The organism is Brevundimonas sp. Leaf280, assembly GCF_001422455.1.
GTDB lineage: Bacteria > Pseudomonadota > Alphaproteobacteria > Caulobacterales > Caulobacteraceae > Brevundimonas.
This window is the reverse complement of record NZ_LMNC01000001.1, coordinates 196,179-219,954: the sequence shown is the minus strand read 5'-3', so window position 1 is coordinate 219,954 and position 23,776 is coordinate 196,179. Positions and strand designations below refer to the sequence as shown.

Sequence of the window (23,776 nt, the reverse complement as noted above, 5' to 3'; positions counted from 1 at the left end):
GTCTGACAATCTTCACGCCTTGTCGATGGCGGCGGCGATCTGATCGCTGGAATGGCCGGTCAGATCCTTGGCGATCTCGCCGACCAGCTTGGCTTGAAGGTCCTTGTGCCAATGCTTGCGCAGTTCGCCGAGCGTCTTGGGCGCTGCGATCACGAGCAGTTCGTCGATCTTATTGGTGACCGACCATTTGTTCAGCACCTCGGCGACGCCCATGGCGAAACCGTCCTCGGCCTGGGTGTCATTGTCGGGGTTGGCTTCATTGGATCGGCGGCCGGCCGAACCCGAAACCCGATCCGCGATGGCCGGGGTTTCCAGCGGCGTCAGCTTGATGTCCGAAGCGTTCGTATTCTTGAACAGGGCCAGCTTCTCGCCATCGACCACCGCCACCAGCGCGCCATTGGAAAGTTTCATCGTCGATACTCCAGTCTGTAGGGATCGAGACAACGAACCGGGACGCAGGCCGTTGCCTCGCGCCGCCGATCCCATAGTGTCGCGCGACAAAACCGCCGGGAGATGAACCATGCCTGACGTCCTGCCGCTGGACCGCCGCCGCCTGATGGCCCTGGGCGCATCGGGCGCCGCGGCTGCGATCCTGCCGGGGTGCGCGACCATGACGGCTGCGTCGCCGCGCCAGTCGATTTGGACCTTCGATCGCCTCACCGACATCGGGGGGATCGAAACCCGCGTCGAGGGCGCGCCGAGCCTGATCGACAGTCCGTTTGGCCGAGCGGTTCAGTTCGACGGCGTGGACGACGCCCTGTTCATCAATCAGCATCCGCTGGCCGGGGCCGAAACCTTCACCTTCGAGGCCCTGTTCCGACCCGACGGCGGCGCCTTCGAACAGCGCTGGTTTCATCTCGCCGAAGAGGCGCCGGTCGATCAGCCGCCGTCGCAGACGCGCTTCCTGTTCGAGATCCGCGTGGTTCAGGACCGTTGGTACCTGGACGCCTTCACGCGCGGCCCCGGTTACAACCACACCCTGATCTTTCCCGAGCGGCTCCATCCGTGCGGACAGTGGTTCCACGTCGCGCAAACCTTCGACGGCGTCCTGTACCGGGCCTATGTCGACGGCGTTCTGCAGGGCGAACACCCGGTGCCGTTCACGCCGCAAGGGCCAGGCCGCGCCTCGGTCGGCTGCCGCATCAACCGCGTGAACTACTTCAAGGGCGCGGTGCGTCAGGCCCGCTTCACCCACGCCGCCCTGCCGCCCGAACGGTTCACGCGGGGCTAAAGCAGCCGGCCGCCCGCTTCATGCGCCAACAGCCAGCGTTTGCGCTCAAGCCCGCCAGCATAGCCGGTCAACGTTCCATTCGCTCCGATCACGCGGTGGCAGGGCACGATGACGCCGACCGGATTGGCGCCGTTGGCCAGGCCTACGGCGCGGACGGCCTTTGGCGCGCCGATGGCCGCAGCGAGCTGACCATAGGTGCGGATCTCGCCGGTCGGGATGTCGCGCAAGGCCTTCCACACTGCGCGTTGGAAATCCGTGCCGCCGGTGCGGACCGCAATGGCGTCGAAGGCGGTAAGTTCGCCGCCGAACCAGGCCTCGACCGCCCGACGGACCGGCTCCGGAGCGCGGCCTTCGGTCAGCACGACCTCACCGTAGTGTCGGCGCAACAACAGGCGCAGACGGGCTTCGTAGTCGTGGAAGTCCAAGGCCCGCACCGCGCCGTCGGCGTCGGTGACGACCAGCATCTCGCCTACAGGGGACGGTATGCGATCCAGGGTCAGATGCATGTCAGGCTGCTTGATCATCTCGCCGCTCCTCGCTCAGGGCCCAGTAGAGTGCGCCATAGGCCCGCCACGGCCGCCACCGCTCGGCGCGCGCCAGCAGCGCGGCGTCCGTCGTCGCCAGCCGGTCGCTGGGTGCATCCTCGCCAGTGTCAATCCAATCGCCCGCAAGTCTCAACCCCGGCCCGGCCGTGATTGCGGCGCGCAGAACGGGGTCGGCCGACAGGTCGCGCGTGATCGCCTCGGGGTCGGCGGCGAGGTCGAACACGCGTCGCACCCGCGCCAGCACGCCCGGCAAGGCTTTCAGATTGTCGATCCCCGCCTCGACCGCCGCCTTGCCCGGCTGAGCGGGGCGCACCGTCACCGCACCGTCCGTGCCATCCACGTCGGGGCGCAGCCGCCGGGTCCAGGCGCCGTTGACCACTGCTTCGCCCGCGACGCCGCGAGTCGCCAAGGTCGTCATCATGGCGTCCCAGTCATAGGGCGGGCGATAGGACAGACCGATCTTGATCACCCCGCCCGCTTCGGCCTCGACCTTGCGGTGCCGCAGCTCGGACGGCGCGCGGCCGTACAGGGCCTGAAACGTCTCGTTGAAGCGTCGCACGCTGCCGAAGCCGGAAGCCATCGCCACCTCGGCCATCGACAGGTCGGTCTCGTGGATCAGCTGTTTGGCCAGGAGGACGCGCCGTGTCTGGGCCACGCTGACCGGGGCGGCGCCCAGATGCTGGCGGAACAGGCGGCGCAGCTGCCGCTCCCCCATGCCCAGACGTGTCGCCAGGGCCTCCGCATTTCCGGTATCCAGCGCCCCCGCCTCGATCAGGGCCAAGGCGCGGCTGACAGTGTTCGACGTGCCGCGCCAGGCGCCCATTTCCGGCGCCGTCTCGGGCCTGCACCGCAGACAGGCCCGCAAGCCCGCCGCCTCGGCCGCTGCGGCGCTGGGGTGAAAGGCCACATTCTCGCGCTTCGGCGTCCGCGCCGGGCAGACGGGCCGACAGTAGATGCCCGTCGAGGTCACGCCGGTGAAGAAACGCCCGTCGAAACGGGCGTCCCGCGCCACGACGGCGCGCCAGCAGGCCTTCTGATCCAACAGCTGATCCATGCCCGCAGGATGCGCCGCCCGCCCGACGATGTCTCGCGGTTTTCGGACATGTATCGGATCAGTCTCTCAGGAAGAACAAGGCCTCCACCGTCGTGTCCAGGGCCCGCGCCAGTTCCAGGGCCAGCACGGTCGAGGGCACGAAGACGCCGTTCTCGACCGTGTTGATGGTCTTGCGCGAGACGCTGGCCTTGTCGGCCAGCCCCTGCTGCGTCAGGCCTGCGGCGGTGCGCGCCTCCTTCAGCCGCGAGCCGAGCCTGGGATCACCCATCGCGACCGGCCTCGCGATCCAGCCAGGCGAACCGCAGGCCCGCCGACGCCCCGCCCAGCGCCAGGACATAGGGCAGAGCCAGCACGCCATAGTCCGCGCGCCACAGGCCCAGACCCAGCGCTACGGTCACCCCGCCCATCAGCACGACGAAGGCCAGGATCATTGATCGCGCCCGTAGAACCTGCGTCAGCTCGTCTTCCATCAAGCGGCGGTTCTTCTGCGCGTTCCAATCCCAGCCCATGACGAGCACAGGGATCAGCCAGCCGTACAGTACCGGCAGCAAGATCTGCACATAGGCGCCGAGGTTGTGGTCGCCGCCCAGGACCCTCTGCATGGCGAGATGCGCCTGAGCCATGAACAGCAGCAGCACCAACGGATAGAGGACCAGCTGTTGCGTGCGCCCCCGCTGCAGCTTTTCGCGGCGGGCGCCGTCACGGCTTTCCGCCACATCGATCGGCTGACCGGGGCGGCCGCACCAGGCCATCATGGCGCCGATGAGCATCAGCCCGAAGCCGAAGCCGGCCGCCACGCCCGCCGTCGTCGCCTGGTCGCCTTCTGTTCCATGCATGAGCGCGAAACCCGCTCCGCCAGCCATGGCGGCGGCGCCGATGACGAGCATGGCGACGCCGCCCCACCAGTATCGACGCCGGCTCGATTGCACCCGCAGAACCGCAGCGTTTTCGTCCTTGTTCACGACTTCCTCCTGAAGTAACCTTGAGGTGACATATCACCTATAGGTTACACGCCGTCAAGAGGGAATGTCGCCTTATCGACCGACGACCAGTCGCGCCGCCGCGCGGATGACCCGCACCACCTCTGCGGCGAAGGCCCAGACGACCACGACCATCAGGATCGTCGCCACCCCGCCGACATCGTCGCCGGAGCGGCCGATGAGAACCCGAATCCGATCCACGAAATCGGTGACGCTGCCGACCCAGATCAGCGGCGACAGCGCCGACCAGAACCAGACCCACAGCAGGCCCCAGGCGGCGGCGATCCCGAAAGCCAGGTCGCCCAGCGCCGTGACCCGCACATTGCCGCCCGACGCCGCTCGCATCAGATCGAAGCCGATACGGCAGGCGGCGAACAGGGCGACCGGCCAATAGGCGACCCGCACCATGTCGGCCAGAATGCGCCCGTAATCGACGCCGTCGACGACACCGGCCAGTTCCTCCGGCCGGATCGGCGCCACCTGCAACAGGCCCGTCCACCACAACAGCACCACGGTCCAGCCGATGGCGCTGGCCACCGCACGCGCCACGGGCGACATCTCGGCGCTCTTGCGCACGGCGCGGCCCGACTTGGCCTGACCCGCATTCCGGCCCGACCAGTCGCCGTTCGCCAGCTTCTGTCCCCACTGTTCAGCGTCGAAATCGCCACCCAGCTCGAACAGGCCCAGATCCTTGACGCGCCATTTGGCGATGAAGTCCGGCTTCTTAGACTGACGCTCCAGCACGAAGCCGACGGCGGTGAGCAGGCCGACAACCGTGATCGCACCGCTGATCAGACTGGCGATCCCCTGCCCGATCGCCTGGCCCACATAGACGTCGCCGACCAGAACCCGCACCGCCAGGCCGATCAGGGTGACGGCCGCCATGACCGTCAGCCCGACCTTCAGCCCGAACATCCACCACGGATAAAGCTCAGGCCCGATCAGCGCCTGCGGTCCTGGGCGATAACGCGCCGCTACGCTCAGCGGGTGACCGACTTCGCGCAGCAGGCCCTCGACCTCGTCGTCGGTGGGCGCCCGGCCCAGATGCGCCTCCAGCGCCTCCAGACGCCCCATGATCTCGTCGCGCAACTCGGCGACGATGTCGTCGCGGTTGTCCTTCCGCAGCTGAGCCGCCACGGCCTTCAGATAACGTTCGACCAGGTCCATGCCGGTCTCTCCCTCTTTCCCGATGTTCACAGCATCTTCTCCAGCGAGGCCGACAGGCCGCGCCATTCCACGGCGAGCCGTTCCAGCATCGCCTCCCCCCGCGGCGACAGGCGGTAGAACCGCTTCTTGCGCCGCTCCTCCTCGCGCCATTCGCTGTCCAGCAGCCCCTGGCTCTCCAGCCGGCGCAGTAGCGGATAGAGGGTGCTCTCCTCCATCTCGACCCCAACCTCGCCCAGGGCGACCCGCAGCGAATAGCCGTATTGCTCGCGCCTGAGACTGGCCAGTACGGCGAGGATCAACGACCCTCGCCGCAGCTCCAGCCGCAGACTCTCGAACAGCAACGCCTCGTCGTTCTCGATCACTCGCCACCTCCGTTACGTCACATAGTGTGTGATACACAGTGTATGCGGCATACTGTGTGAGAGAGTCAAGCTAATACAACTTCACCCACCGACTTGCAGTTTCTATTTATGCGTGTGTTCTGTATTTTCGCTCGCGCGGAGGATGCATGCACCTGGAAGAGTTCATCGCTTTTTGGGCGAACAGCGAAGGCGGCGCAGAGCGCTCAAACACTGCGCCGTAAATCCTCGGCCTGCTGCAAGCCCTTGACCTCCCCCCACCCGATCCGGCAGGCGCCACGACGCTGCACAACGATTACGTGTTTGAACGCGCAGTCCGCCCGAGCTTTGAAATGGGCCATCCGAAACGCATCGATCTTTATAAACGCGGCTGCTTCGTGCTGGAGGCCAAACAATCACGCCTGTCCGAAACATCCAAACTGCTGCCGTTCGGAGATGCGCCCGCCTTGACCCCGCTGGCGTATGGGCCAGGCTGGGACACACTGATCCGCAATGCCCGCGCCCAAGCCTTCGCCTATGTGTCCATGTTGCCGGCCGATCATGTCGCGCCGCCTTTCGTCATCATCTGTGACCTGGCGCATTCCTTCGAGATTTGGTCCGACTTTTCGGGCACCGGCCGAGGTTATGCGCCCTTTCCCGACCGGCTGCGCCATCGCTTCACCCACGCCGATCTCGCCAAGCCTGAAATCCAGGCCCGGCTGCGCGCGATCTGGACGGACCCGCACAGTCTGGACCCCGCGCGGATTTCGGCGGCGGTCACCCGCGAGATCGCCGACGAACTGAGCATTATCTCGCGTCGGCTGGAGCGCCAGGGGGTGTCCGCTCAAGATGCAGCCCATTTCCTGATGCGATGCATCTTCACAATCTTCGCCGCCGACGTCGATCTGATCCCCAAGCCGAAGCTGATCGAACTGCTGGAAGATTGCGTCCGGTCCCCGGCGCGGTTCGCACCGATGATGGAAGACATGTGGGTCCGCTTCGACAAGAAGAACCGGTCGGAGCGCTTCTATTCGGGCTTCGGCGACTACCTGCCCCATATTAATGGCAACCTCTTCGCGGACTGGCGCGCCTTTCCGCTCGGAGCGCCGGAAATCCGCCGGCTGATCCTGGCCGCGTCCAAAAGCTGGAGAGACGTGGAACCCGCCATCTTCGGCAGTCTGCTCGAACACGCACTGGAGCCCATCGAACGGCGCAGACTGGGCGCGCACTACACGCCCCGCCGCTTCGTCGAACATATGGTCGAACTGACGCTGATGGAAGTCTTGCGCGCGGATTGGTCAAAGGTTCAGCAAAGCGTCGAAATGGCCTGCGACGAAGGCGACCTGAGTGGCGCCGTCCGATTGTTGAAGAGCTTTCATTCAAGCCTGTGCAAAACGCGCGTGCTGGATCCGGCCTGCGGCACCGGCAACTTCCTTTATGTCGCGCTGGAACAGATGAAGAAGTTGGAGGGCGAGGTTCTTCAGACGCTGCTGGACCTGGGCCAATCGGATACGTTGGGCTTGGATACGGTGGACCCACGTCAGTTCCTGGGCCTGGAGTTGAACCCGCGCGCAGCCGCAATCGCCGATGTCGTCCTGTGGATCGGCTTCTTGCAACAGCATTATCGCAACCACACCGGCCACCCCTCCGAACCCATTTTGAGGGCGCACGGCAATATCCGCTGCATAGACGCAGCGCTCGACTGGGACGGCGCGCCGGATGTGGTGACAGGCTATCGCGACGGGGTGGCGGTTCAGTTGTGGCCGAACCCAAGACCGGCCACATGGCCGCAGGCGGAGTTCATCCTCGGCAACCCGCCCTTCATCGGCGGCAAGGATCTGCGCTCGAGACTGGATCCGGGCTATGCGGAAGCTTTGTGGGCGGCGCATCCGCGCATGAACGAGAGCGCGGATCTGGTGATGTACTGGTGGGATCAGGCCGCAGACATCCTGACGCGACCTGGAACCATGCTGCGTCGCTTCGGCTTCGTGACGACCAATTCGATCACCCAGGTGTTCCAACGCCGCACTATAGAACGTTGGCTTGATGGTCCTCGGCCGATCAGCCTGATCCAGGCCGTGCCCGATCATCCTTGGACCAAGGCCAGTAGAGATAGCGCCGCCGTCCGCATCGCCATGACGGTGGTCCAGGCCGGTCGCCACGACGGAAGGGTGCTCACACGCGTGTCGGAATCGGCGCTCGACACCGACGAGCCCGTCATCGAACTGACTGCCAGTTATGGCCGCATCAACTCCGATCTGACCGTCGGCGCCGACGTCACCAAGGCCCTGGCGCTCAAGGCGTCAGCCGGTATCTGCTCGCCGGGCGTCAAACTGCACGGCGCCGGCTTCATCATCAGTCACGATCAGGCGCATCGCCTGGGCCTGGGCAAGAGGCCGGGAATTGAACGCCACATACGGCCGTATCGCAACGGGCGCGACCTGACCGGCAAGTCCCGCAACGCCCGGGTGCTGGATTTCTTCGGCCTTACGGCCGACGACCTTCGCCTGCGCTTTCCCGAAGCCTACCAGCATCTGGCGGAAACGGTTCGCGAAGATCGTCGAACTCAGATGGAGAAATCGCCGACGACGGATTCGCGGGCCTACTGCGAAAAATGGTGGCTTTTCGGCAAGCCGCGGCCCGACCAACGTGACGCTCTAGCCAATCTTCCACGCTATATCGCCACGGTCGAAACGGCCAAGCACCGGATTTTCCAATTTTTGGACGCCGATATCCTGGCGGACAACATGCTCGTCTGCATCGCGGACAAAGATGCGGCGACCTTGGCTGTTCTGTCGAGTTCGGCCCATTTGGCTTGGTGCGCTGCAAGCGGCGGCGTCCTTGAGGACCGCCCGCGCTACACCAAGTCTCGCTGTTTCGACCCCTTCCCCTTTCCGCTGATGGATGACGCCATACGCAGTCGGTTGAGGGCGGCAGGCGAAGCGCTCGATGGTCACCGACGCGCCGTCTTGGCCGACAACCCAGACCTGACCCTGACGGCACTCTACAACTGCCTTGAGCAGGTCAAAGGCGGAGCGCCGCTAGACGCCAAGGCTAAGGCGATCAAGCAGTGCGGCCTCGTCATTATCCTGCGCGACCTGCACGACGCCATCGATCGATTGACGGCCCGCGCCTATGGATGGCCCGAGGGACTTTCGGCCGAGGCGGTGGTTGTGCGTTTGGTCGCCCTGAACCAAGCCCGCGCTCAAGAGGAAGCGACCGGTCGGATCCATTGGCTGCGACCGGATTATCAACAGCGGCAGGCCGGCGCGGCTGCGCCCCAGAATCGCAGCCTGATCTTGATCGACAGCGCCCCCGCACTTGCAGCCAAGCGTCCCGCCTTTCCCACGGATCGCTACGCCCAGCCCCTGGCGGTGCAGGCTCTGTTGCGCGCCGATGGCCCGATCGCGCCGCCCGAACTGGCGCGACGCTTCAGCGGCGGCGTTCGACTGGAACCGCGGATTAGCCGGGTGTTGGCCACCCTTCACCGCTATGGCCACGCCGAACGGCTGCCGGACGGTCGGTGGGCGGCGGCGCGGGCCGCCTGACGGCAACCGTCCGCCCACCGGCGCGCTATGGCGAGAGACATCCTCACGCACTAAGTTCTGTTCATGAACCGTTCTTCGACGCCGAAGCCCGCCGCCGCCAAGCCGGCCAAGCCCGTTCACGTGCCCAACCCGGGGGTGCAGGAAGCGTCGGCCGCCTTTATCCGCGACACGGGCCAGAAGGGTGGCAAGATGCCTATGTTCGCCCCCATCGCCGGGCCGCGCCTGACGCCGGAGGAGCCGGTCGCCGCGCCCGCCGACTGGGTGCCGCACCGCCCCTCGCACGAGGGCAAAAAGAAAGGGGGCCGCTTCCGGCTGGAGACCAAATACACCCCCGCCGGCGACCAACCCGCCGCCATCGCCGAACTGGTGGCCCAGGCCCAGGCCGGGGACCGCGACCAGGTGCTGCTGGGCGTCACCGGCTCGGGCAAGACCTTCACCATGGCCAAGGTGATCGAGGAAACCCAGCGCCCTGCCCTGATCCTGGCCCCGAACAAGACGCTGGCGGCCCAGCTCTATTCCGAGTTCAAGTCATTTTTCCCGGACAACGCCGTCGAATACTTCGTAAGTTACTACGACTACTACCAGCCGGAGGCTTATGTTCCTCGGACTGACACCTACATTGAAAAGGACTCGTCGATCAATGAGCAGATCGACCGGATGCGACACTCTGCAACGCGGGCTATACTAGAACGCGAAGACGTCATTGTTGTGGCGTCGGTGTCCTGCATCTACGGCATCGGGTCGGTTGAGACCTATACGGCGATGACGTTCACGCTGAAGGTGGGGGATCAGATCGACGAGGCGAAGCTGCGGGCCGATCTGATCGCGTTGCAGTACAAGCGCAACGACCTGAACTTCGACCGGGGCATGTTCAGGAAGCGCGGGGACGTGATCGAGATCTTCCCCGTCCACCTTGAGGACCGCGCCTGGCGCATCAGCCTGTTCGGGGACGAGCTGGAGGCGATCCAGGAGTTCGATCCGCTGACCGGCAAGAAGACCGCCGACCTGACCGAGATCACCGTCTACGCCGCCAGCCACTATGTGACGCCGCGCCCGACGCTGAACCAGGCGACCAGCGGCATCAAGGCCGAGCTGAAGGAGACGCTGGACTGGATGATCGAGAACGGCAAGCTGCTGGAGGCCCAGCGGCTTGAACAACGCACCCGTTTCGACCTGGAGATGATGGAGGCCACCGGCAGCTGCGCCGGCATCGAGAACTATAGCCGCTGGCTGACCGGCCGCGCCCCCGGCGAGCCCCCACCCACCTTCTTCGAATACATCCCCGACAACGCCCTGCTGTTCGTGGACGAGAGCCACGTCACCATCGGCCAGATCAACGGCATGTTCCGCGGCGACTACCGCCGCAAATCCACCCTCGCCGAATACGGCTTCCGCCTGCCCTCCTGCATCGACAACCGCCCGCTGAAGTTCGAGGAATGGGAGGCCATGCGCCCCCAGACGGTCCACGTCAGCGCCACACCCGGCCCGTGGGAGATGGAACAGGCGGGCGGCGTCTTCGTCGAACAGGTCATCCGCCCCACCGGCCTGATCGACCCGCCGGTCGAGATCCGCCCGGTCAGCGGCAAGACCCGCAACCAGGTCGACGACGTCATCGACGAGGTCAAGGCGACGACGGCCAAGGGCTACCGCAGCCTGGTCACCACCCTGACCAAGAAGATGGCCGAGGACCTGACCGAATATATGCACGAACAGGGGGTGCGCGTCCGCTACATGCACTCCGACGTGGACACGCTGGAGCGGATCGAGATCCTGCGCGACCTGCGTCTGGGCACGTTCGACTGTCTGATCGGCATCAACCTGCTGCGCGAGGGGCTGGACATCCCCGAGTGCGGCCTGGTCGCCATCCTGGACGCGGACAAGGAGGGCTTCCTGCGCTCCGAGACCTCATTGATCCAGACCATCGGCCGCGCCGCGCGCAACGTGGACGGCCGCGTCATCCTGTACGCCGACCGCATGACCGGCAGTATGGAGCGCGCCATCGCCGAGACCGACCGCCGCCGCGAACGCCAGGTCGCCTACAACACCGAACACGGCATCACGCCCGAGAGCGTCAAGCGCGACATCAAGGAGATCATGGCCAGCCCCTATGAGTCGCGCGAGATGGACCGGATCACCCGGCCGGGCGTGGCCGAGGCCTCCAAACCCTTCGTCGGCACCAACTTCCAGGCCGCCCTGCGCGACCTGGAAGGCCGCATGCGCGAGGCCGCCTCCAACCTGGAGTTCGAGGAAGCCGGCCGCCTGCGCGACGAGATCAAGCGCATGAAGCTGATGGACCTGGAATTCGCCAACGAAGCCCTGACCGGCGCGGGGGAAGAGGTCGACAAGTCCGCGCCCAAGCGGTGGCGGGCCGACGCGGCGGCGGAAGCGCAGGAGCGGTTCAGGAAGGGGCGGCTGTAGGGCAGCATAAGAAGTGCCGCCACAAGATCAAAAGTTAGCTAGAGGGCAAAGGGAAACTAGCCCACCGCTTGTTCAATCTCTGCTGACAGCTCATCCCACTGGCTGAACACCGTCATGCATATCAGTCGATATATGAACCAACACGCGTACACGGCATCTACTGAGTAAGCTGCCGCCGAACCGACCTTTCCATGAGCCACATCGTGCCTTAACGCGGGCCCGCCCTCGAAGAGAAATATGTGATCAACCTCATTTATCACATCTTCTCCAAAAATACTGACCACTTTGTCTCTATATTTTTCCATGATCACAGACAGCGTTGGGTCCTTTTGCACCAAATCACTTTCGATCTTGGATGGATCATTCCCAGTTACTTTAAGAACATGCCGAAAGCAGTTTTCGAGCTGTGGAACCAACAAATAAGTCGCGCTCATGAAGTCGCCCTGCATAAAGCGCGCGAAACCCAACGTCATAATGGCCCGATGTCCGGGCGGCACAAGCCAACTCCGCCTGACTATGGCCTCGAAATGACGTTGGGATAGTGGATGGTGGGAGCCAATGTACCGCCGGGCAGGCTCGATTTTTCCTTGAACCACCAAACTTCGGTGCAGGCTCTCGTTTCCAGCAATCTTGCTCTTGATCCATTCATCGCCGGGATCACCGTGCAGTTCAGGCGTGGGGGTGTACGATACGACACGTCCTTCGGCATCCAATCTTGAGCCTCCAAACATGGAGGAAAGAGGAAAGTCTCTCAAATGCTGGAGAGCTTCCGACCGGAGTTCTTCCACAGTCCTTGATCGACTTAGATCCCCAAACTGACCGAGAACTTGGGAGAGCGTCAATCCTTCAACTTGGTGAAGCGTATAATCCACCAACTCGGTTATGTCGGTCTTGTGGGAGACGGGAACCATCTCTTCCAGCGCTTTAGGCTGTAGCTCTCTAAGACGTTTTTCGAGCTCCGTTATGCGTTCCCTTGATCCGCGAATGCGTCTGAACTCCGCGATCGCATTCATTAAAACGTGCGCGGCCAGCATCCCCGACCCCGTAGCGGTTTCAGCTTCTCGAACGCTCTCCTCGGCAGCAAGTCGGCGCGCTTCGTTGGCCTCGACTTTACGCTCGGCTTCGTCGTGTGCCTCTGCGATCATGAAATACAGGTTCCGCATCTCATCGGAACTTGCGTCGGCTTGACGGACCTTAAGAGCCACCTCAAGCCGCGTGACGACGTCTGCTGGCTCCAGCACGCCATAGTTGAAGGCGAGCTTCACAGCGCGAAGGAATGACCCGCTCGCCTTTTCCACACCGATCTGATCTTCAGTAGCATCGACCAATCGAAGTGCAGCCGCTGCGATTGCAGGGGACAGAGGGTCCCTTCGCTTCTTCGTCGCCGCCGCGATTTGAAGTCCGCGAGCCAGATTCTGATTCGCTTCAAACATCCTAGAATGCAGCAGATCAAACCTTGGCTTTGCTTCATTCTGGACAAGCAAATCCATCATCTCGATGTACCCACTGATGGCCAATTCGGCCGCAGCGAGCTTTCGAGTGTTCAACCAAACGATGTCGGCAAGGCGGGTCCGAAGCGCCAAGTTTGTCACTCTTGGAAGAATCTCCAAAAATGCTTCGCTTTGTGCGCCAGCATAATCCTCTGGGATGGCGGTTCGACTTCCATCCGAGAGAACCATCATTGGCCCATATGCCCCGCCACGCTCCTCCGGTTTGAAATGCAAATCGCAGATGCTGGACAGCGCGAAATACACGCGCCGCTCCTGCTCGCTCTTTGAATCAGTGGCGTCGGACAGCCGCGCGCGAAACCGAGTTGCTAGATGGTGGCATTCGACCATGCCTAGGTCAGAGATCACATCTTCAAATGGGACCGCAGCCAAATCGTCCTTAGTCACGTCGCCGGGTCGCGGCGGACGCTCGTCCTCTACGGCTGAGCCTTTAACCCCAAGAGCTTCGTTGCCTGTTTCATTCATGAGCATCAACCTAGAGGTGTGGGAAGATTTGTCTATGCCCGAGCATGCCATCCTTTACCGTACCTAACTCTATGTTTATTCATGACTTTCTTGTTCCTGCCGCAAACAGGAAAGATCAGACCTCACAACTCATCCAGCGTCTTCTCCCACTCCTCCATCGTCACGATCCCGCGCCATGTGCCCAGGTAGAGGTCGATCCCTTTGGAGATGCGGCGGTCCTGTTCGCGCTCGATGACGGGGTCGAGGCCGGCTTCGCGCAGTTGAGTCTCCAGGGAGGCGATGCGGCGGTCCAGCTGGACGCGGCGGGCCAGTTGAGCCTCGCTCCATTCATCGTTGGCGCGGTCCAGCTTCTCCTTGGCTTTCCAATACTGGCCGCGCAGCTCCCAGTCGCTATTGTCGCTGGTGTTCATGGCGAAGCGGCGCTGGGCCTCCGCCTGATTGGTCAGGATGTCGAAAACCAGTTGCAGGGGCGCGGTCTTGAGCGTGAGGCGGGAGGCGCGGCCGGGGCCGTCGCGGTCGGCCAGTTTGCGATAGGTCTCGGCCAAAGCCGCCAGGGCGCGGGCCTGGGCGAAGTCCTGGGCGTGGAGGGCGCGGCCCGAGGCCTGGGCGGCGGCGCGGGCCAGGGCGGAGGGATCGTGTGGATCGTCAGGCGAGAGGTCGGCGGCGTCCTGAAGCGACAGGGGATTGGGCGCGGGCGGCGGCGTCTCGGTGCGCGGGTGGCGCGACCAGCCCTCCTTGGTGGCGCGGGCGCGCAGGGCGGCCTCGGTGACGTCGTGGCGGGCGGCGACGGTTTTGGCGTCGAGGCCGGAGAGATAGTCCTGTCGGACCTGGGTCCAGACCTCGGGCGGTTTGATCTTGTATCGGCGTTTTTCCATGCGGACAGTATGGGTCGGTCTCTACCTCAGGCCGGAAGACGGGCGATTTTCGAGGCTAGAGACCTGATTTTCCACATCTCGACATGTCAGGTAGGGCGCGCCAGCCATCCTAAATGGGTGCGTGGTCTGGCTTGCGTCCGATGATGACGCAGGGGCGTGCGACGACCCTTTCCCCATGAGCAAGGGCATACATCGCAAGATCCGGCCGGACGCCGTCTGGGCCGAGGTTCGCAAGGCGTGGGAGGACGGCGAGACCGCGCGCTCGGTCGCCGCACGCTATGACGTGGGGGTGCACGCCCTGTGGAAGCGGCGCGAGGCGGAGGGGTGGAAACGGCCCGATCCGGCGCAGGCCGGCCGATCGAGCCGGCGGAAGGCTGGGACCGTCATATCCAGGCGCGGCGCGACGCCTTTTGCGCCCAGCTAGAGGATGCGCGGGCGCTGGCGGAATGTCTGGCGGCGGCGATGCGGGACGAGCGGCTGACCAGCGCGCCGCACTGGCATATTCCGTGGCTGTATCACTGGCGGGCGACGCATCTGGGGCCGGAGGCGACCGCGCGGGACCGGGCGCGGGCGGTCGAGACGGGACAGCCGTGGGCGGAGCGGTTCTGGGACGAGGACGGCAGGCTGAAGCCGCTGGCCTGGCTGGATCTGGAGATGGCGCGGCTGCATCCCGAGGACTGGCGCGCGGCCATCGGCCTGCCTGACGGACTGCCCGAGGCGGCGACGCGATACGCGCCCGGATAGGGCCGGCAGTTGACTTATCGGCGATAAGCGCCCATTTGCGCGGCGTCGCACAATCGCGATCTCCGGCGTCTCCAGCGCGTGTGGGTCCCCTTCGGACCTGTCTGTAGAAGCCGCCGGCCCCTCATATCCATTCGCTGCCCGGACACGCGGGGCGGCGCCCGATCCACCCCGCAGGCCTCCTCCCCGAGGCCCCGTCGGGACTGGCGGTGCGCGGCCCGACGGCGTCATGCCATGGCTGATAGCGCCCTGCCGCTACGCGAAAGATAGACTGCTGTGAGCACCACATTCGAATCCATGGGCCTGAACAAGGCCCTGCTGCAGGCCCTGGCCTCGACCGGCTACACCACGCCGACCCCGATCCAGGAAAAGGCCATCCCCGACGTCATGGCCGGCAAGGACCTGTTGGGCATCGCCCAGACCGGCACCGGCAAGACCGCCGCCTTCGCCCTGCCGATCCTGCATCGCCTGGCCGAAAACCGCATCGCCCCCAAGCCCCGCACGACCCGCGTGCTGGTCCTGAGCCCCACGCGTGAACTGGCGACCCAGATCGGGGACAGCTTCAAGGCCTACGGCGCGCACCTGGGCTTCCGGGTCGCGGTGATCTTCGGCGGCGTGAAATACGGCGGTCAGGAGCGGGCCCTGCAACAGGGTCTGGACATCCTGGTCGCCGCGCCCGGCCGCCTGCTGGACCACATCCAGCAGAAGAACCTGGACCTGTCCTCGACCGAGATCTTCGTGCTGGACGAGGCCGACCAGATGCTGGACCTGGGCTTCATCAAGCCGATCCGCCAGATCGTCTCCAAGATCCCGGCCAAGCGCCAGAACCTGTTCTTCTCGGCGACCATGCCGTCGGAGATCGGCAAGCTGGCGGGCGAACTGCTGAAGGATCCGGTCAAGGTCCAGGTCACGCCGCAGTCGACCACGGTGCAGCGCATCAGCCAGTCGGTCGTCTATATCGAACAGGGCCGTAAGCGCGCCCTGCTGACCGAGATGTTCAGCGATCCCGAATACACGCGCTGCCTGGTCTTCACCAAGACCAAGCACGGCGCCGACAAGGTCGCGGCCTATCTGGAAGCCGGCGGCGTCGAGGCCGGGGCCATCCACGGCAACAAGAGCCAGCCCCAGCGTGAACGCACCCTGGAAGCCTTCAAGAAGGGCAAGCTGCGCGTCCTGGTCGCCACCGACATCGCCGCGCGCGGCATCGACGTGGACGGCGTCTCGCACGTCGTGAACTTCGAACTGCCGCACGTGCCGGAAAGCTACGTCCACCGCATCGGCCGCACGGCGCGGGCGGGCAAGGACGGCACCGCCGTCAGCTTCGTCGCCGGCGACGAGATGAAGCTGCTGCGCGACATCGAGAAGGTCACGCGCCAGAAGATCCCGGCCATCGACCGTCGTAACGACAAGGCCCTGGGCCAGCTGGACGCCACCATCATGGCCACCGGCGTCGGCAAGAAGGCGACCATGCCGGAACGCGAAGGCGGCGAGCGCAACGAGGGCGGCCAGGGACGGGGCGGTCGCGGCCGTCGCGCGCCACACCGCGAGGGCGTGCGTCCGGAAGGCGGCGGCCAGCCGCACCGCCAGCGTCGCAACCGCCCGGGCGAAACCCCGGCGGCCCCGCGTCCCGAGCGCGCCTACAACCCCCTGGCCGGCGAGCGCGTCCCGTCGATCAACGACAACGTCAAACCGGCGGAAGGCGAAATGAAGCGCCGCCCCCGTCGCCGTCCGTCCAACGGCGGCAAGGGCTACGGCGGCGCCGCCAAGGGCTGATCCAGATCCTCCCCCGCTGCGCGGGGGAGGAATAAAAAAACGGCGGCTCCTTTGCGGGAGCCGCCGTTCTCATGTCAGCCGGGGCTGAGCGGAACTCAGAAGTTCCAGGTCGCGCCCAGCGAGAAGCCGACGCCCGAGCCTTGCGCTTCGCCGCGCAGGTTCGAGATGACCAGGCCGTTGCCATAGACGTCGCGGGTGTCGTTGATCGTCGCGGTGTCGATGTCGATGTAGGTCACGGCGCCGTCGAAGGTCATCGAACCGATCGTCTTGGACAGACCGGCGGCGTAGAGCCAGCGGTCGCCGTCCGGGATACGGGCGGTGCGGTGATCGTCCGGCGTCGGGGTCGGGTCGTAACCCAAGCCGGCGCGGAAGGTCATCGACGGATCGATCTTGTAGTCGAAGCCGATCGCGCCGGTGGTGACGTCGTCATAGTCCTGAACGATGGTCGAGCCGCCGCCGGTGTAGGCGACGCGGATGGCGTCGAACTCGCTCCAGCCGATCTGGTTGACCTGGGCGTTCAGGGTCAGGCGATCGTTGACGGCGTAGCGGGCCGAGACGGTGGCGTACCAAGGCGTGGTGAAGGAGGCGCCGCCATCGGTCGAGACGTTGGCGCCGGCCAGGACGCCGGTCAGGCCCGAGATGTTTACCGAACCTTCCAGCTCGTGTTCGATCTTGGAGCGGTAAGACAGACCCAGGTCCAGCTTGCCGAAGTGCATCTGGGCGCCGGCGTTCCATCCGTAATCCCAGCCGTCGCCTTCCAGTTGGTTGCGGCCATCGGTCGACGGCGAGACGACATAGGCGGGCGACAGGACGGCCGGGATCGGCGCGTTCGGCAGGGCCGACGACAGGGTCGCCTTAGCGTATTGGGCGTCGAAACCGGCGCCGATGTCCAGCCAGTCGGTGACCGTCATGGCGGCGACCAGGCTGACGTTGGCCGAGCGCAGTTCCGACGTCAGGGCATCGTAACGCGCGAAGTCGGTCGGCTCATATTTGGTGGTGAAGTTGTAGGGCGCCTGGACGGCCAGACCGACGTTGAAGCGGTCGCCGATCGGCATGGAGACGGCGAAGTTCGGCACGATGCCGCTTTCGACCACGTCGTGGACGTGCGGGTCGCCGTTGACGGGAGCCGAGCGGCTGACGATGCCGACGCCCGGAACCGGAACGTTGTAGGTCAGGCTCGAACCGGTGTTGTCGACGTCGGAGTCCAGGATCAGGCCGTGGGCGCCGAGGTAGACTTCGCGCTGGGTTCCGGCGATGGCGGCGGGATTCCACCACAGCGACTGGACGCCCTTGTCGGCGCCGACGCCGGCGTTGGCGCGACCCTGGCCGCGGGTCGATTGTTCCTGGACATAGAAGGAGCCCGCCATGGCCGGGGCGGCGACGCCGGCCAGCAGGGCGGTCGTCAGGGCGATCCCGCCCACGCGGGCGAAGTTCCTGGAGGTCATTTCATACACCTAAGTAAGCGCCGGCCGCATTACGCGCGGTCGATCAGGGGAGGAGCCCTCTCAGCGTTCGCGGCGCGAAAGCGTTGCGGGCAAGGCCCCCATCGGACCGGAAACAGGCGAAACCGTGGCGCCTGAGCCGCACACGATCACGGCTTTGCGAGGTTACGCAGCGGCAACATCGATGCCCAGATTACGCAGTTCTGCGATCAAATCATGCGCCGCCGCACGGACCTGATCGGCGTTGCGGCCACGAATAACCAGATGGGTTCCGATCTCGCCGACGCTGCCATGGCCGAACGGATAGCTGCCGAAGGACAGGTCGCGACGCTGGTTGGCCGCCGCCCGCAGCACATCGGCCACCGCCCCCTCGCCCACGCCGCTGACCTTCAAGGTCTGGGCATGAACGATCGCGCCGGTGCGCAGGCGCGGGGCCACATCCTCCAGCATCGCCTGCATGATCTTGGGCACGCCGGCCATGACGAAGACATTGCCGATCTGGAAGCCGGGCGCGTCCGTGACCGGATTGGCGATCAGAACGCCGCCTTCGGGGATGCGCGCCATGCGACGACGCGCGGCGTTAAAATCGTCGCCATAGCGGCGCGACAGGATCGCCAGCGCGTCCGGATGTTCAGGCAGGGCCACGCCGAAGGCGGCCGCCACGGCGTCGGCGGTGATGTCGTCATGGGTCGGACCGATGCCGCCGGTGGTGAAGACATAGTCCCAGCGTGAGCGGAGGGCGTCCAGCGCCTCGACGATCCGGCCGTGATCGTCGCTGACGGCCCGCGCCTCCATCAGGTCGATCCCCAACGCCGCCAGAAACCGGGCGATGGTGTTGGTGTTGGTGTCCTGGGTTCGGCCCGACAGGATTTCGTCGCCGATGACCAAGACGGCGGCGGTCGGGCCGGAACGGTCGGTGTCAGCGTCGGTCATGCGGGAATCCGGGGGCAGGCTTGAGGTTTCATGCTATAACGCCCATCTGCGGCGAACGGATTGCGCCGTATCCCGCCTTTTGCAGACCGATCGCCCCATGTACGAAACGCCCGAACTCGAAACCGACGTCCTGGTCCGCTCCAGCGCCATCCGCATCCATGAGGCGGAAGACTTCGAGGGCATGCGCAAGGCCGGCCGTCTGGTCGCCGAGGCGCTGGACATGATCGCGGCGCATGTGAAGCCGGGCGTCCTGACCAGCACGATCGACGATCTGGTGCGCGAGTTCACCCTGGACAACGGCGGCCTGCCCGCCTGCCTGGGCTACAAGGGTTACGAGAAGACCGTCTGCACCTCGATCAACCACGTCGTTTGCCACGGCATTCCCGGCGACCGGGTGCTGAAGGACGGCGACATCGTCAACATCGACCACACCGTCATCGTCGACGGCTGGCACGGCGATTCCAGCCGCATGTATGCGGTGGGCGAGATCAATGCGCGGGCCAAGAAGCTGATCGACGTGACCTATCAGTCGCTGGATCTGGGCCTGGAACAGGTCAAGCCGGGCAATACGTTCGGCGACATCGGCTATGCGATCCAGAAGTTCGTCGAGGCCCAGCGCATGAGCGTGGTGCGCGACTTCTGCGGCCACGGCATCGGCCGCGTCTTCCACGACAGCCCCAATGTCCTTCACTACGGCCGTCGTGGCGAGGGCGCGGTGCTGAAACCCGGCATGTTCTTCACCGTCGAGCCGATGGTGAACCTGGGCAAACCGCACGTGAAGGTGCTGTCCGACGGCTGGACCGCCGTGACGCGCGACAAGTCCCTTTCGGCCCAGTGCGAGCACACCATCGGGGTGACGGAAGACGGACTGGAAATCTTTACGGCGTCGCCGGCGGGTTTGTTCCGACCGAACTGAACCCTTGATCCCTAGTCGCAATACGCACAGGTTGCGTTGAGCGGGAGGGATCATGCTCGACGACAAGGCGTCCGAAGTCGGCGACAAGCCCAAGCCGCGCCACAGCGGTCATCGCGACCGGCTGCGTGAGCGGGCGGCGAAGGGGGGCCTGGGCGCCCTGCCCGACTATGAGTTGCTGGAGCTGCTGTTGTTTCGCAGCGTGCCGTACAAGGACACCAAGCCGCTGGCCAAGGATCTGGTAGCGCGGTTCGGAGGCTTGGAGGGGATCGGGGCGGCCAGCCATGAGGCGATCGAGGATCAGGTGGCGCGGTCGATGGGATACGCCGTCGGCAAGCCGACGCGGGCGGTGGCGCTGGACCTTCAGCTGATCTTCGACGTGACGCGGCGGATCGCGAAGGAGCCGACGGCGAAACGGCCGGTGATCTCGTCGTGGACGGCGCTCCTGGCCTATGTCCGCGTCGCCTTGCAGCACGAGCCGCGCGAGCAGTTCCGGGTGCTGTATCTGGACAAGAAGAACCAGCTGATTCTGGACGAGGTGCAGAACCGCGGCACGGTCGATCATGCGCCCGTCTATCCGCGCGAGGTCGTGCGGCGCGCGCTGGAGCTGTCGGCCAGCGCCCTGATCTTGGTGCACAATCATCCGTCGGGCGATCCCACCCCCAGCCGCGCCGACATCGAGATCACGAAACAGGTTGTGCAGGCCGGCCGCGCCCTTAACGTCGAGGTTCACGACCATCTGGTCGTCGGCCGCGACGGGGTGGCCAGCTTCAAGCAACTGGGCCTGATGTGAACGACAGAATTCTGACGACCGAGCGACTGGTGATGAGCCCCGTCTCGACCGACGATTTCGACGATCTGCTGACGCTGTGGTCCGATGAAGATTTCACGCGCCACATCATGGGCCGGGCGCTGGGGCGAGAAGAGGTCTGGTTCCGGCTGCTGCGCGATCTCGGCCATTGGGCGGCGATGGGCCATGGCAACTGGACGATCCGGCTGCGGGACGACGGCGCCTATCTGGGCAGCGTCGGGGTGTTCGACTATCGCCGCGAGATGGAGCCGCCGTTCGATGCGCCAGAGCTGGGCTGGGGCGTGGCGCCGGAGTTTCAGGGACGGGGCTATGCGGCCGAGGCCCTGACGGCGGCGCTGGCCTGGACCGACCGGAGGCTGGAGGGGCGAACCGTCTGCATGATCTCGCCCGAGAACCTGGCCTCGCTGAAGCTGGCGGCGCGGGTCGGTTATCGCCCCTATGCGCGCGCGATCTACAAGGATCATGCGGTACAGTTGTTCGAACGGCAGCGCCGCACGCCGTAGGTCGGCATTAAGGATTAGCGGGCAAACTGGCGTCCAACGAAGTGTGAGTGCCCGTCATGCCCATGTCCGTGGAAACGCTGCGCCAGCATCTGGTCGAAGCCTTCGCCGACGCCGAGATCGAGATCGAGGATCTGGCGGGCGACGGCGACCACTATCGCGCGCGGATCGTGTCGAGCGCCTTCGCCGGCCTGCCGCGCGTGCGTCAGCACCAGATGGTCTATGCCGCGCTGAAGGGCCAGATGGGCGGCGAACTGCACGCCCTGGCGCTTGAGACCTCCGCGCCGGCCAAGGAGGGCTGAAGGCCATGCGCTATCGCCCCTTCGGCGTCTCCGGCGCCGCCATCTCCAACCTGACGCTGAGTTTCGGCGCCGACGTGCTGAAGCGCGGGCGCGAGGCCGGGCTGGACCTGCTGTATTCGGCGCTGGAGGCCGGGGTGAACAGCTATCGGCTGGAGACCGCCGACCCGGTGGCGGCCGAGGTGCTGGGCGAGGCCCTGTCGCATGTGGATCGCAAGCTCGTCTACGTCAGCCTGACGCTGGGCGCCGGCGACGGCCGCGACCAGCAGCGCGACTTTTCGGCCCAGGGGATGACGGCGGCCATTGATCGGGTGCTGCACTTCTCGGGCCTGGGGTGGATCGACGTGGCGGTGCTGCACGAGCCGGGCGAGACCGAACTGGCGCAATCGTCTCTCAGCGCGCTGAAGGCCATGCGCACCACCGGACGGATCAAGCTTTTGGGCATCGCCGGCGGCGGCGACGTGATGGACGCCTATGTGTCGACAGGGGCGTTCGACGCCCTGCTGACGCCATTCGACATCAACGCCGACTGGAAGATCCGAAACCGCATCCGCTCGGCGCGCGAGCAGGACATGGCGGTCTTCGCCTATGACTTCTACGCCGACCGGCGCGCGCGGGCGCCCGATGCGCCGATCTTCAAAAAGGGTCTGTTCGGCTTCGGCAAGGACAAGCGTCCCGTCGATACGCCCAAGAAGGACGCCTTCGGCTTCCTGTACCGCACCCAGAACTGGACGGCCGAGGCGATCTGCCTGTCCTACGTGCTGACCGACCCGTCGGTATCCAGCGTGATCGTCAATCCGACCGACACCGATCGGCTGGCGACACTGGCCGCCGCGCCCGAGCGGGACATGCCGCCGGGCCTGGCCGCGCAGATCGAGATGGCGCGCGTCGTGGCCAATCAGGCGGCCTGACCGTACTTCCCGGCTGTGCAGAACGTCGCGGACGCCTTGACCGCGCCCGTTTGGCTCCCTAGCTGACGGGCTTCACGAAAGGCCCGTATCCGTGACCGACACCGCCCAAGCCGCCGATCCCGTCCACGCCTTCATCGGCGAAACCGTCGCCCAGAACGACGTGGTTTTGTTCATGAAGGGCACGCCGGACCAGCCGCGCTGCGGCTTCTCGTCCCTCGCGGTGCAGATCCTGGACCATGTCGGCGCCGGCTTCGTGGGCGTGGACGTGCTGCAGGACGAAGCCCTGCGCGAAGGCATCAAGAGCTTCACCGACTGGCCCACCATTCCGCAGCTCTATGTGAAGGGCGAGTTCGTGGGCGGATCGGACATCATCCGCGAGATGTTCCAAGCCGGCGAACTTCAGGCCCTTATGGTCGAGAAGGGCGTGCCGCTCGGCGAGGCCTGATGGCCAGGAAGACCCTCACGCCGCGCGAGGACCGCGAGGTCTTCGTCGTGCCGCTGGACGTGCGGCCCGAGCACATCGACGCCAACGGCCACGTCAACAACGTCGTCTATGTCGGCTGGCTGCAGGATGCGGGCACGGCCCACTGGAACGCGCGCTTTGACGAGGCGACGCGGTCGAAATGGTCGTGGGTCGCGACCCGGCACGAGATCGACTATCTGCGCGGCATCGAGCCCCGCGCAGAGGGCGTGGTCGCCCGCACTTGGGTCGGCGATCCGCAGGGACCGCGCTTCACCCGCTATGTACGGATCGAGGACGCCCAGGGCCGCGTCTGCGCCCAGGGCGTCACCGAATGGGTGCTGGTGGACGCTGCGACCCTGAGACCGCAGCGCATTCCGCCAGACATGCTGGTCGTGTTCGAGACGCCTACTTCAGCGCATTGAGTATGCGGGCGGGCGTGCCGGGCTCCAGGCCCAGGTCGGCATAGGTCCAGCGCAGCTCGACGCCGTCCGGGACCAGGGCCTTGCACAGGTCCTGTTTGGTGCGGCGAAGCGTGATCTCGGCCGGCGAGCCGTCCGACACCGACACCTCGAAATCCGACGCCTGGGTGCAGCCGTTGGAATCGACGCGCGCGACCAAGGCGCCGTCGGCGAACCGGGCTTCGCGGATGGCCTCGGCCGGCGGGGCGTCGTCGCGGCGTAGGTTCACCGAGACATTCTCGCCCGCGTCGCTGTCATAGATGACGCAGGCCGACAGCAGCGGCGCGACCAGGGCCGCGACCGCCAGACCCTTGATCATCTGGCCCTTTATCATCGGGCCCTTGACCAGGCTGCGCATCACTGGCCCGAGGCCGGCGCGGTGATGACGCGCGTGGTCGGCTTT

General features: G+C 65.4%; 24 protein-coding genes. 12 read left to right on the top strand and 12 right to left on the bottom strand.

Annotated elements, in window-relative coordinates:
• Positions 1-12 precede the first annotated feature (12 nt).
• Complete coding sequence (locus ASF31_RS01080) at positions 13-411, bottom strand: host attachment protein (protein ID WP_017504716.1); 399 nt, start codon at positions 409-411, stop codon at positions 13-15.
• A gap of 109 nt (positions 412-520) precedes the next feature.
• Here ASF31_RS01080 and ASF31_RS01075 point away from each other — a divergent pair, with 109 nt between their 5' ends.
• Positions 521-1,231 (top strand): LamG-like jellyroll fold domain-containing protein, encoded by a 711-nt coding sequence (locus ASF31_RS01075; protein ID WP_055752919.1) that lies wholly within the window; start codon positions 521-523, stop codon positions 1,229-1,231.
• Here ASF31_RS01075 and ASF31_RS01070 read toward each other — a convergent pair.
• From ASF31_RS01070 to ASF31_RS01045, 6 genes are all read right to left on the bottom strand, one after another.
• Complete coding sequence (locus tag ASF31_RS01070) at positions 1,228-1,755, bottom strand: methylated-DNA--[protein]-cysteine S-methyltransferase (RefSeq protein ID WP_055752918.1); 528 nt, start codon at positions 1,753-1,755, stop codon at positions 1,228-1,230. The two genes, ASF31_RS01075 and ASF31_RS01070, sit on opposite strands and share 4 nt — an antisense overlap.
• The gene (locus ASF31_RS01065; protein WP_055752917.1) at positions 1,739-2,830 is read right to left on the bottom strand and encodes a bifunctional transcriptional activator/DNA repair enzyme AdaA; all 1,092 of its coding nucleotides are present in this window, start codon (positions 2,828-2,830) and stop codon (positions 1,739-1,741) included. Before ASF31_RS01065 ends, ASF31_RS01070 begins: the two co-directional genes overlap by 17 nt.
• 58 nt (positions 2,831-2,888) lie before the next feature.
• Entirely contained in the window at positions 2,889-3,098 is a 210-nt protein-coding gene (locus ASF31_RS01060) for a helix-turn-helix transcriptional regulator (protein WP_017504712.1), read from the bottom strand.
• Positions 3,091-3,792: a hypothetical protein gene (locus tag ASF31_RS01055; protein WP_055752916.1), complete on the bottom strand. Its 702-nt coding sequence runs from the start codon at positions 3,790-3,792 to the stop codon at positions 3,091-3,093. Before ASF31_RS01055 ends, ASF31_RS01060 begins: the two co-directional genes overlap by 8 nt.
• A gap of 72 nt (positions 3,793-3,864) precedes the next feature.
• Positions 3,865-4,977: a hypothetical protein gene (locus tag ASF31_RS01050; RefSeq protein ID WP_055752915.1), complete on the bottom strand. Its 1,113-nt coding sequence runs from the start codon at positions 4,975-4,977 to the stop codon at positions 3,865-3,867.
• A 26-nt stretch (positions 4,978-5,003) separates the two neighbouring features.
• Positions 5,004-5,336: a PadR family transcriptional regulator gene (locus tag ASF31_RS01045; protein WP_200918547.1), complete on the bottom strand. Its 333-nt coding sequence runs from the start codon at positions 5,334-5,336 to the stop codon at positions 5,004-5,006.
• A 224-nt stretch (positions 5,337-5,560) separates the two neighbouring features.
• Here ASF31_RS01045 and ASF31_RS01040 point away from each other — a divergent pair, with 224 nt between their 5' ends.
• Positions 5,561-8,863, top strand: coding sequence for a class I SAM-dependent DNA methyltransferase (locus ASF31_RS01040; RefSeq protein WP_369814626.1), 3,303 nt, complete (start codon positions 5,561-5,563; stop codon positions 8,861-8,863).
• Between the two features lie 189 nt (positions 8,864-9,052).
• Positions 9,053-11,281 (top strand): excinuclease ABC subunit UvrB, encoded by a 2,229-nt coding sequence (uvrB, locus tag ASF31_RS01035; RefSeq protein WP_235551233.1) that lies wholly within the window; start codon positions 9,053-9,055, stop codon positions 11,279-11,281.
• Between the two features lie 56 nt (positions 11,282-11,337).
• Here the strand turns inward: uvrB and ASF31_RS01030 are convergent, their stop codons facing one another.
• Positions 11,338-13,260 (bottom strand): hypothetical protein, encoded by a 1,923-nt coding sequence (locus tag ASF31_RS01030; RefSeq protein ID WP_055752912.1) that lies wholly within the window; start codon positions 13,258-13,260, stop codon positions 11,338-11,340.
• 116 nt (positions 13,261-13,376) lie between these two features.
• On the bottom strand, positions 13,377-14,129 hold the full coding sequence (locus ASF31_RS01025; protein WP_055752911.1) for a hypothetical protein: 753 nt from the start codon (positions 14,127-14,129) through the stop codon (positions 13,377-13,379).
• Positions 14,130-14,453: 324 nt separating this feature from the next.
• Here ASF31_RS01025 and ASF31_RS01020 point away from each other — a divergent pair, with 324 nt between their 5' ends.
• Positions 14,454-14,873, top strand: a complete 420-nt coding sequence (locus ASF31_RS01020; protein ID WP_055752910.1) for a hypothetical protein — start codon at positions 14,454-14,456, stop codon at positions 14,871-14,873.
• Between the two features lie 273 nt (positions 14,874-15,146).
• Positions 15,147-16,643 carry a DEAD/DEAH box helicase gene (locus ASF31_RS01015; RefSeq protein WP_369814621.1) on the top strand — a complete coding sequence of 499 codons (1,497 nt, stop codon included), beginning with the start codon at positions 15,147-15,149 and terminating at the stop codon, positions 16,641-16,643.
• Between the two features lie 95 nt (positions 16,644-16,738).
• Here the strand turns inward: ASF31_RS01015 and ASF31_RS01010 are convergent, their stop codons facing one another.
• Both ASF31_RS01010 and ASF31_RS01005 read right to left on the bottom strand, forming a co-directional pair.
• Positions 16,739-18,088, bottom strand: a complete 1,350-nt coding sequence (locus tag ASF31_RS01010) for an OmpP1/FadL family transporter (RefSeq protein WP_055753330.1) — start codon at positions 18,086-18,088, stop codon at positions 16,739-16,741.
• Between the two features lie 162 nt (positions 18,089-18,250).
• Positions 18,251-19,018 (bottom strand): molybdopterin-binding protein, encoded by a 768-nt coding sequence (locus ASF31_RS01005; RefSeq protein ID WP_055752908.1) that lies wholly within the window; start codon positions 19,016-19,018, stop codon positions 18,251-18,253.
• A gap of 97 nt (positions 19,019-19,115) precedes the next feature.
• On the opposite strand from ASF31_RS01005, the gene map reads away from it, so the two are divergent.
• From map to ASF31_RS00970, 7 genes are all read left to right on the top strand, one after another.
• Positions 19,116-19,934 carry a type I methionyl aminopeptidase gene (gene map, locus ASF31_RS01000; protein ID WP_017504701.1) on the top strand — a complete coding sequence of 273 codons (819 nt, stop codon included), beginning with the start codon at positions 19,116-19,118 and terminating at the stop codon, positions 19,932-19,934.
• Between the two features lie 52 nt (positions 19,935-19,986).
• Positions 19,987-20,724 (top strand): DNA repair protein RadC, encoded by a 738-nt coding sequence (gene radC / locus ASF31_RS00995; RefSeq protein ID WP_055752907.1) that lies wholly within the window; start codon positions 19,987-19,989, stop codon positions 20,722-20,724.
• Positions 20,721-21,245: a GNAT family N-acetyltransferase gene (locus ASF31_RS00990; RefSeq protein WP_082464943.1), complete on the top strand. Its 525-nt coding sequence runs from the start codon at positions 20,721-20,723 to the stop codon at positions 21,243-21,245. The genes radC and ASF31_RS00990 overlap by 4 nt, the downstream gene beginning before the upstream one ends.
• A 56-nt stretch (positions 21,246-21,301) precedes the next feature.
• Entirely contained in the window at positions 21,302-21,544 is a 243-nt protein-coding gene (locus ASF31_RS00985) for a BolA family protein (protein WP_055752906.1), read from the top strand.
• Positions 21,545-21,549: 5 nt separating this feature from the next.
• Complete coding sequence (locus ASF31_RS00980) at positions 21,550-22,452, top strand: aldo/keto reductase (RefSeq protein WP_055752905.1); 903 nt, start codon at positions 21,550-21,552, stop codon at positions 22,450-22,452.
• A gap of 91 nt (positions 22,453-22,543) precedes the next feature.
• Positions 22,544-22,897, top strand: coding sequence for a Grx4 family monothiol glutaredoxin (gene grxD, locus ASF31_RS00975; protein ID WP_017504696.1), 354 nt, complete (start codon positions 22,544-22,546; stop codon positions 22,895-22,897).
• Positions 22,897-23,337, top strand: a complete 441-nt coding sequence (locus ASF31_RS00970) for a thioesterase family protein (protein ID WP_055752904.1) — start codon at positions 22,897-22,899, stop codon at positions 23,335-23,337. The genes grxD and ASF31_RS00970 overlap by 1 nt, the downstream gene beginning before the upstream one ends.
• Here the strand turns inward: ASF31_RS00970 and ASF31_RS00965 are convergent.
• Positions 23,321-23,731, bottom strand: coding sequence for a hypothetical protein (locus tag ASF31_RS00965; protein ID WP_055752903.1), 411 nt, complete (start codon positions 23,729-23,731; stop codon positions 23,321-23,323). The genes ASF31_RS00970 and ASF31_RS00965 overlap by 17 nt on opposite strands.
• Positions 23,732-23,776 lie beyond the last annotated feature (45 nt).

What these genes read in the sequence shown, in the direction of transcription:
- ASF31_RS01080 (WP_017504716.1), bottom strand. Translation starts at nt 411, where the DNA reads ATGAAACTTTCCAATGGCGCGCTGGTGGCGGTGGTCGATGGCGAGAAG.
- ASF31_RS01075 (WP_055752919.1), top strand. Translation starts at nt 521, where the DNA reads ATGCCTGACGTCCTGCCGCTGGACCGCCGCCGCCTGATGGCCCTGGGC.
- ASF31_RS01070 (WP_055752918.1), bottom strand. Translation starts at nt 1,755, where the DNA reads ATGATCAAGCAGCCTGACATGCATCTGACCCTGGATCGCATACCGTCC.
- ASF31_RS01065 (WP_055752917.1), bottom strand. Translation starts at nt 2,830, where the DNA reads ATGGATCAGCTGTTGGATCAGAAGGCCTGCTGGCGCGCCGTCGTGGCG.
- ASF31_RS01060 (WP_017504712.1), bottom strand. Translation starts at nt 3,098, where the DNA reads ATGGGTGATCCCAGGCTCGGCTCGCGGCTGAAGGAGGCGCGCACCGCC.
- ASF31_RS01050 (WP_055752915.1), bottom strand. Translation starts at nt 4,977, where the DNA reads ATGGACCTGGTCGAACGTTATCTGAAGGCCGTGGCGGCTCAGCTGCGG.
- uvrB (WP_235551233.1), top strand. Translation starts at nt 9,053, where the DNA reads ATGCCTATGTTCGCCCCCATCGCCGGGCCGCGCCTGACGCCGGAGGAG.
- ASF31_RS01030 (WP_055752912.1), bottom strand. Translation starts at nt 13,260, where the DNA reads ATGCTCATGAATGAAACAGGCAACGAAGCTCTTGGGGTTAAAGGCTCA.
- ASF31_RS01025 (WP_055752911.1), bottom strand. Translation starts at nt 14,129, where the DNA reads ATGGAAAAACGCCGATACAAGATCAAACCGCCCGAGGTCTGGACCCAG.
- ASF31_RS01010 (WP_055753330.1), bottom strand. Translation starts at nt 18,088, where the DNA reads ATGACCTCCAGGAACTTCGCCCGCGTGGGCGGGATCGCCCTGACGACC.
- ASF31_RS01005 (WP_055752908.1), bottom strand. Translation starts at nt 19,018, where the DNA reads ATGACCGACGCTGACACCGACCGTTCCGGCCCGACCGCCGCCGTCTTG.
- map (WP_017504701.1), top strand. Translation starts at nt 19,116, where the DNA reads ATGTACGAAACGCCCGAACTCGAAACCGACGTCCTGGTCCGCTCCAGC.
- radC (WP_055752907.1), top strand. Translation starts at nt 19,987, where the DNA reads ATGCTCGACGACAAGGCGTCCGAAGTCGGCGACAAGCCCAAGCCGCGC.
- ASF31_RS00985 (WP_055752906.1), top strand. Translation starts at nt 21,302, where the DNA reads ATGCCCATGTCCGTGGAAACGCTGCGCCAGCATCTGGTCGAAGCCTTC.
- ASF31_RS00980 (WP_055752905.1), top strand. Translation starts at nt 21,550, where the DNA reads ATGCGCTATCGCCCCTTCGGCGTCTCCGGCGCCGCCATCTCCAACCTG.
- ASF31_RS00970 (WP_055752904.1), top strand. Translation starts at nt 22,897, where the DNA reads ATGGCCAGGAAGACCCTCACGCCGCGCGAGGACCGCGAGGTCTTCGTC.
- ASF31_RS00965 (WP_055752903.1), bottom strand. Translation starts at nt 23,731, where the DNA reads ATGCGCAGCCTGGTCAAGGGCCCGATGATAAAGGGCCAGATGATCAAG.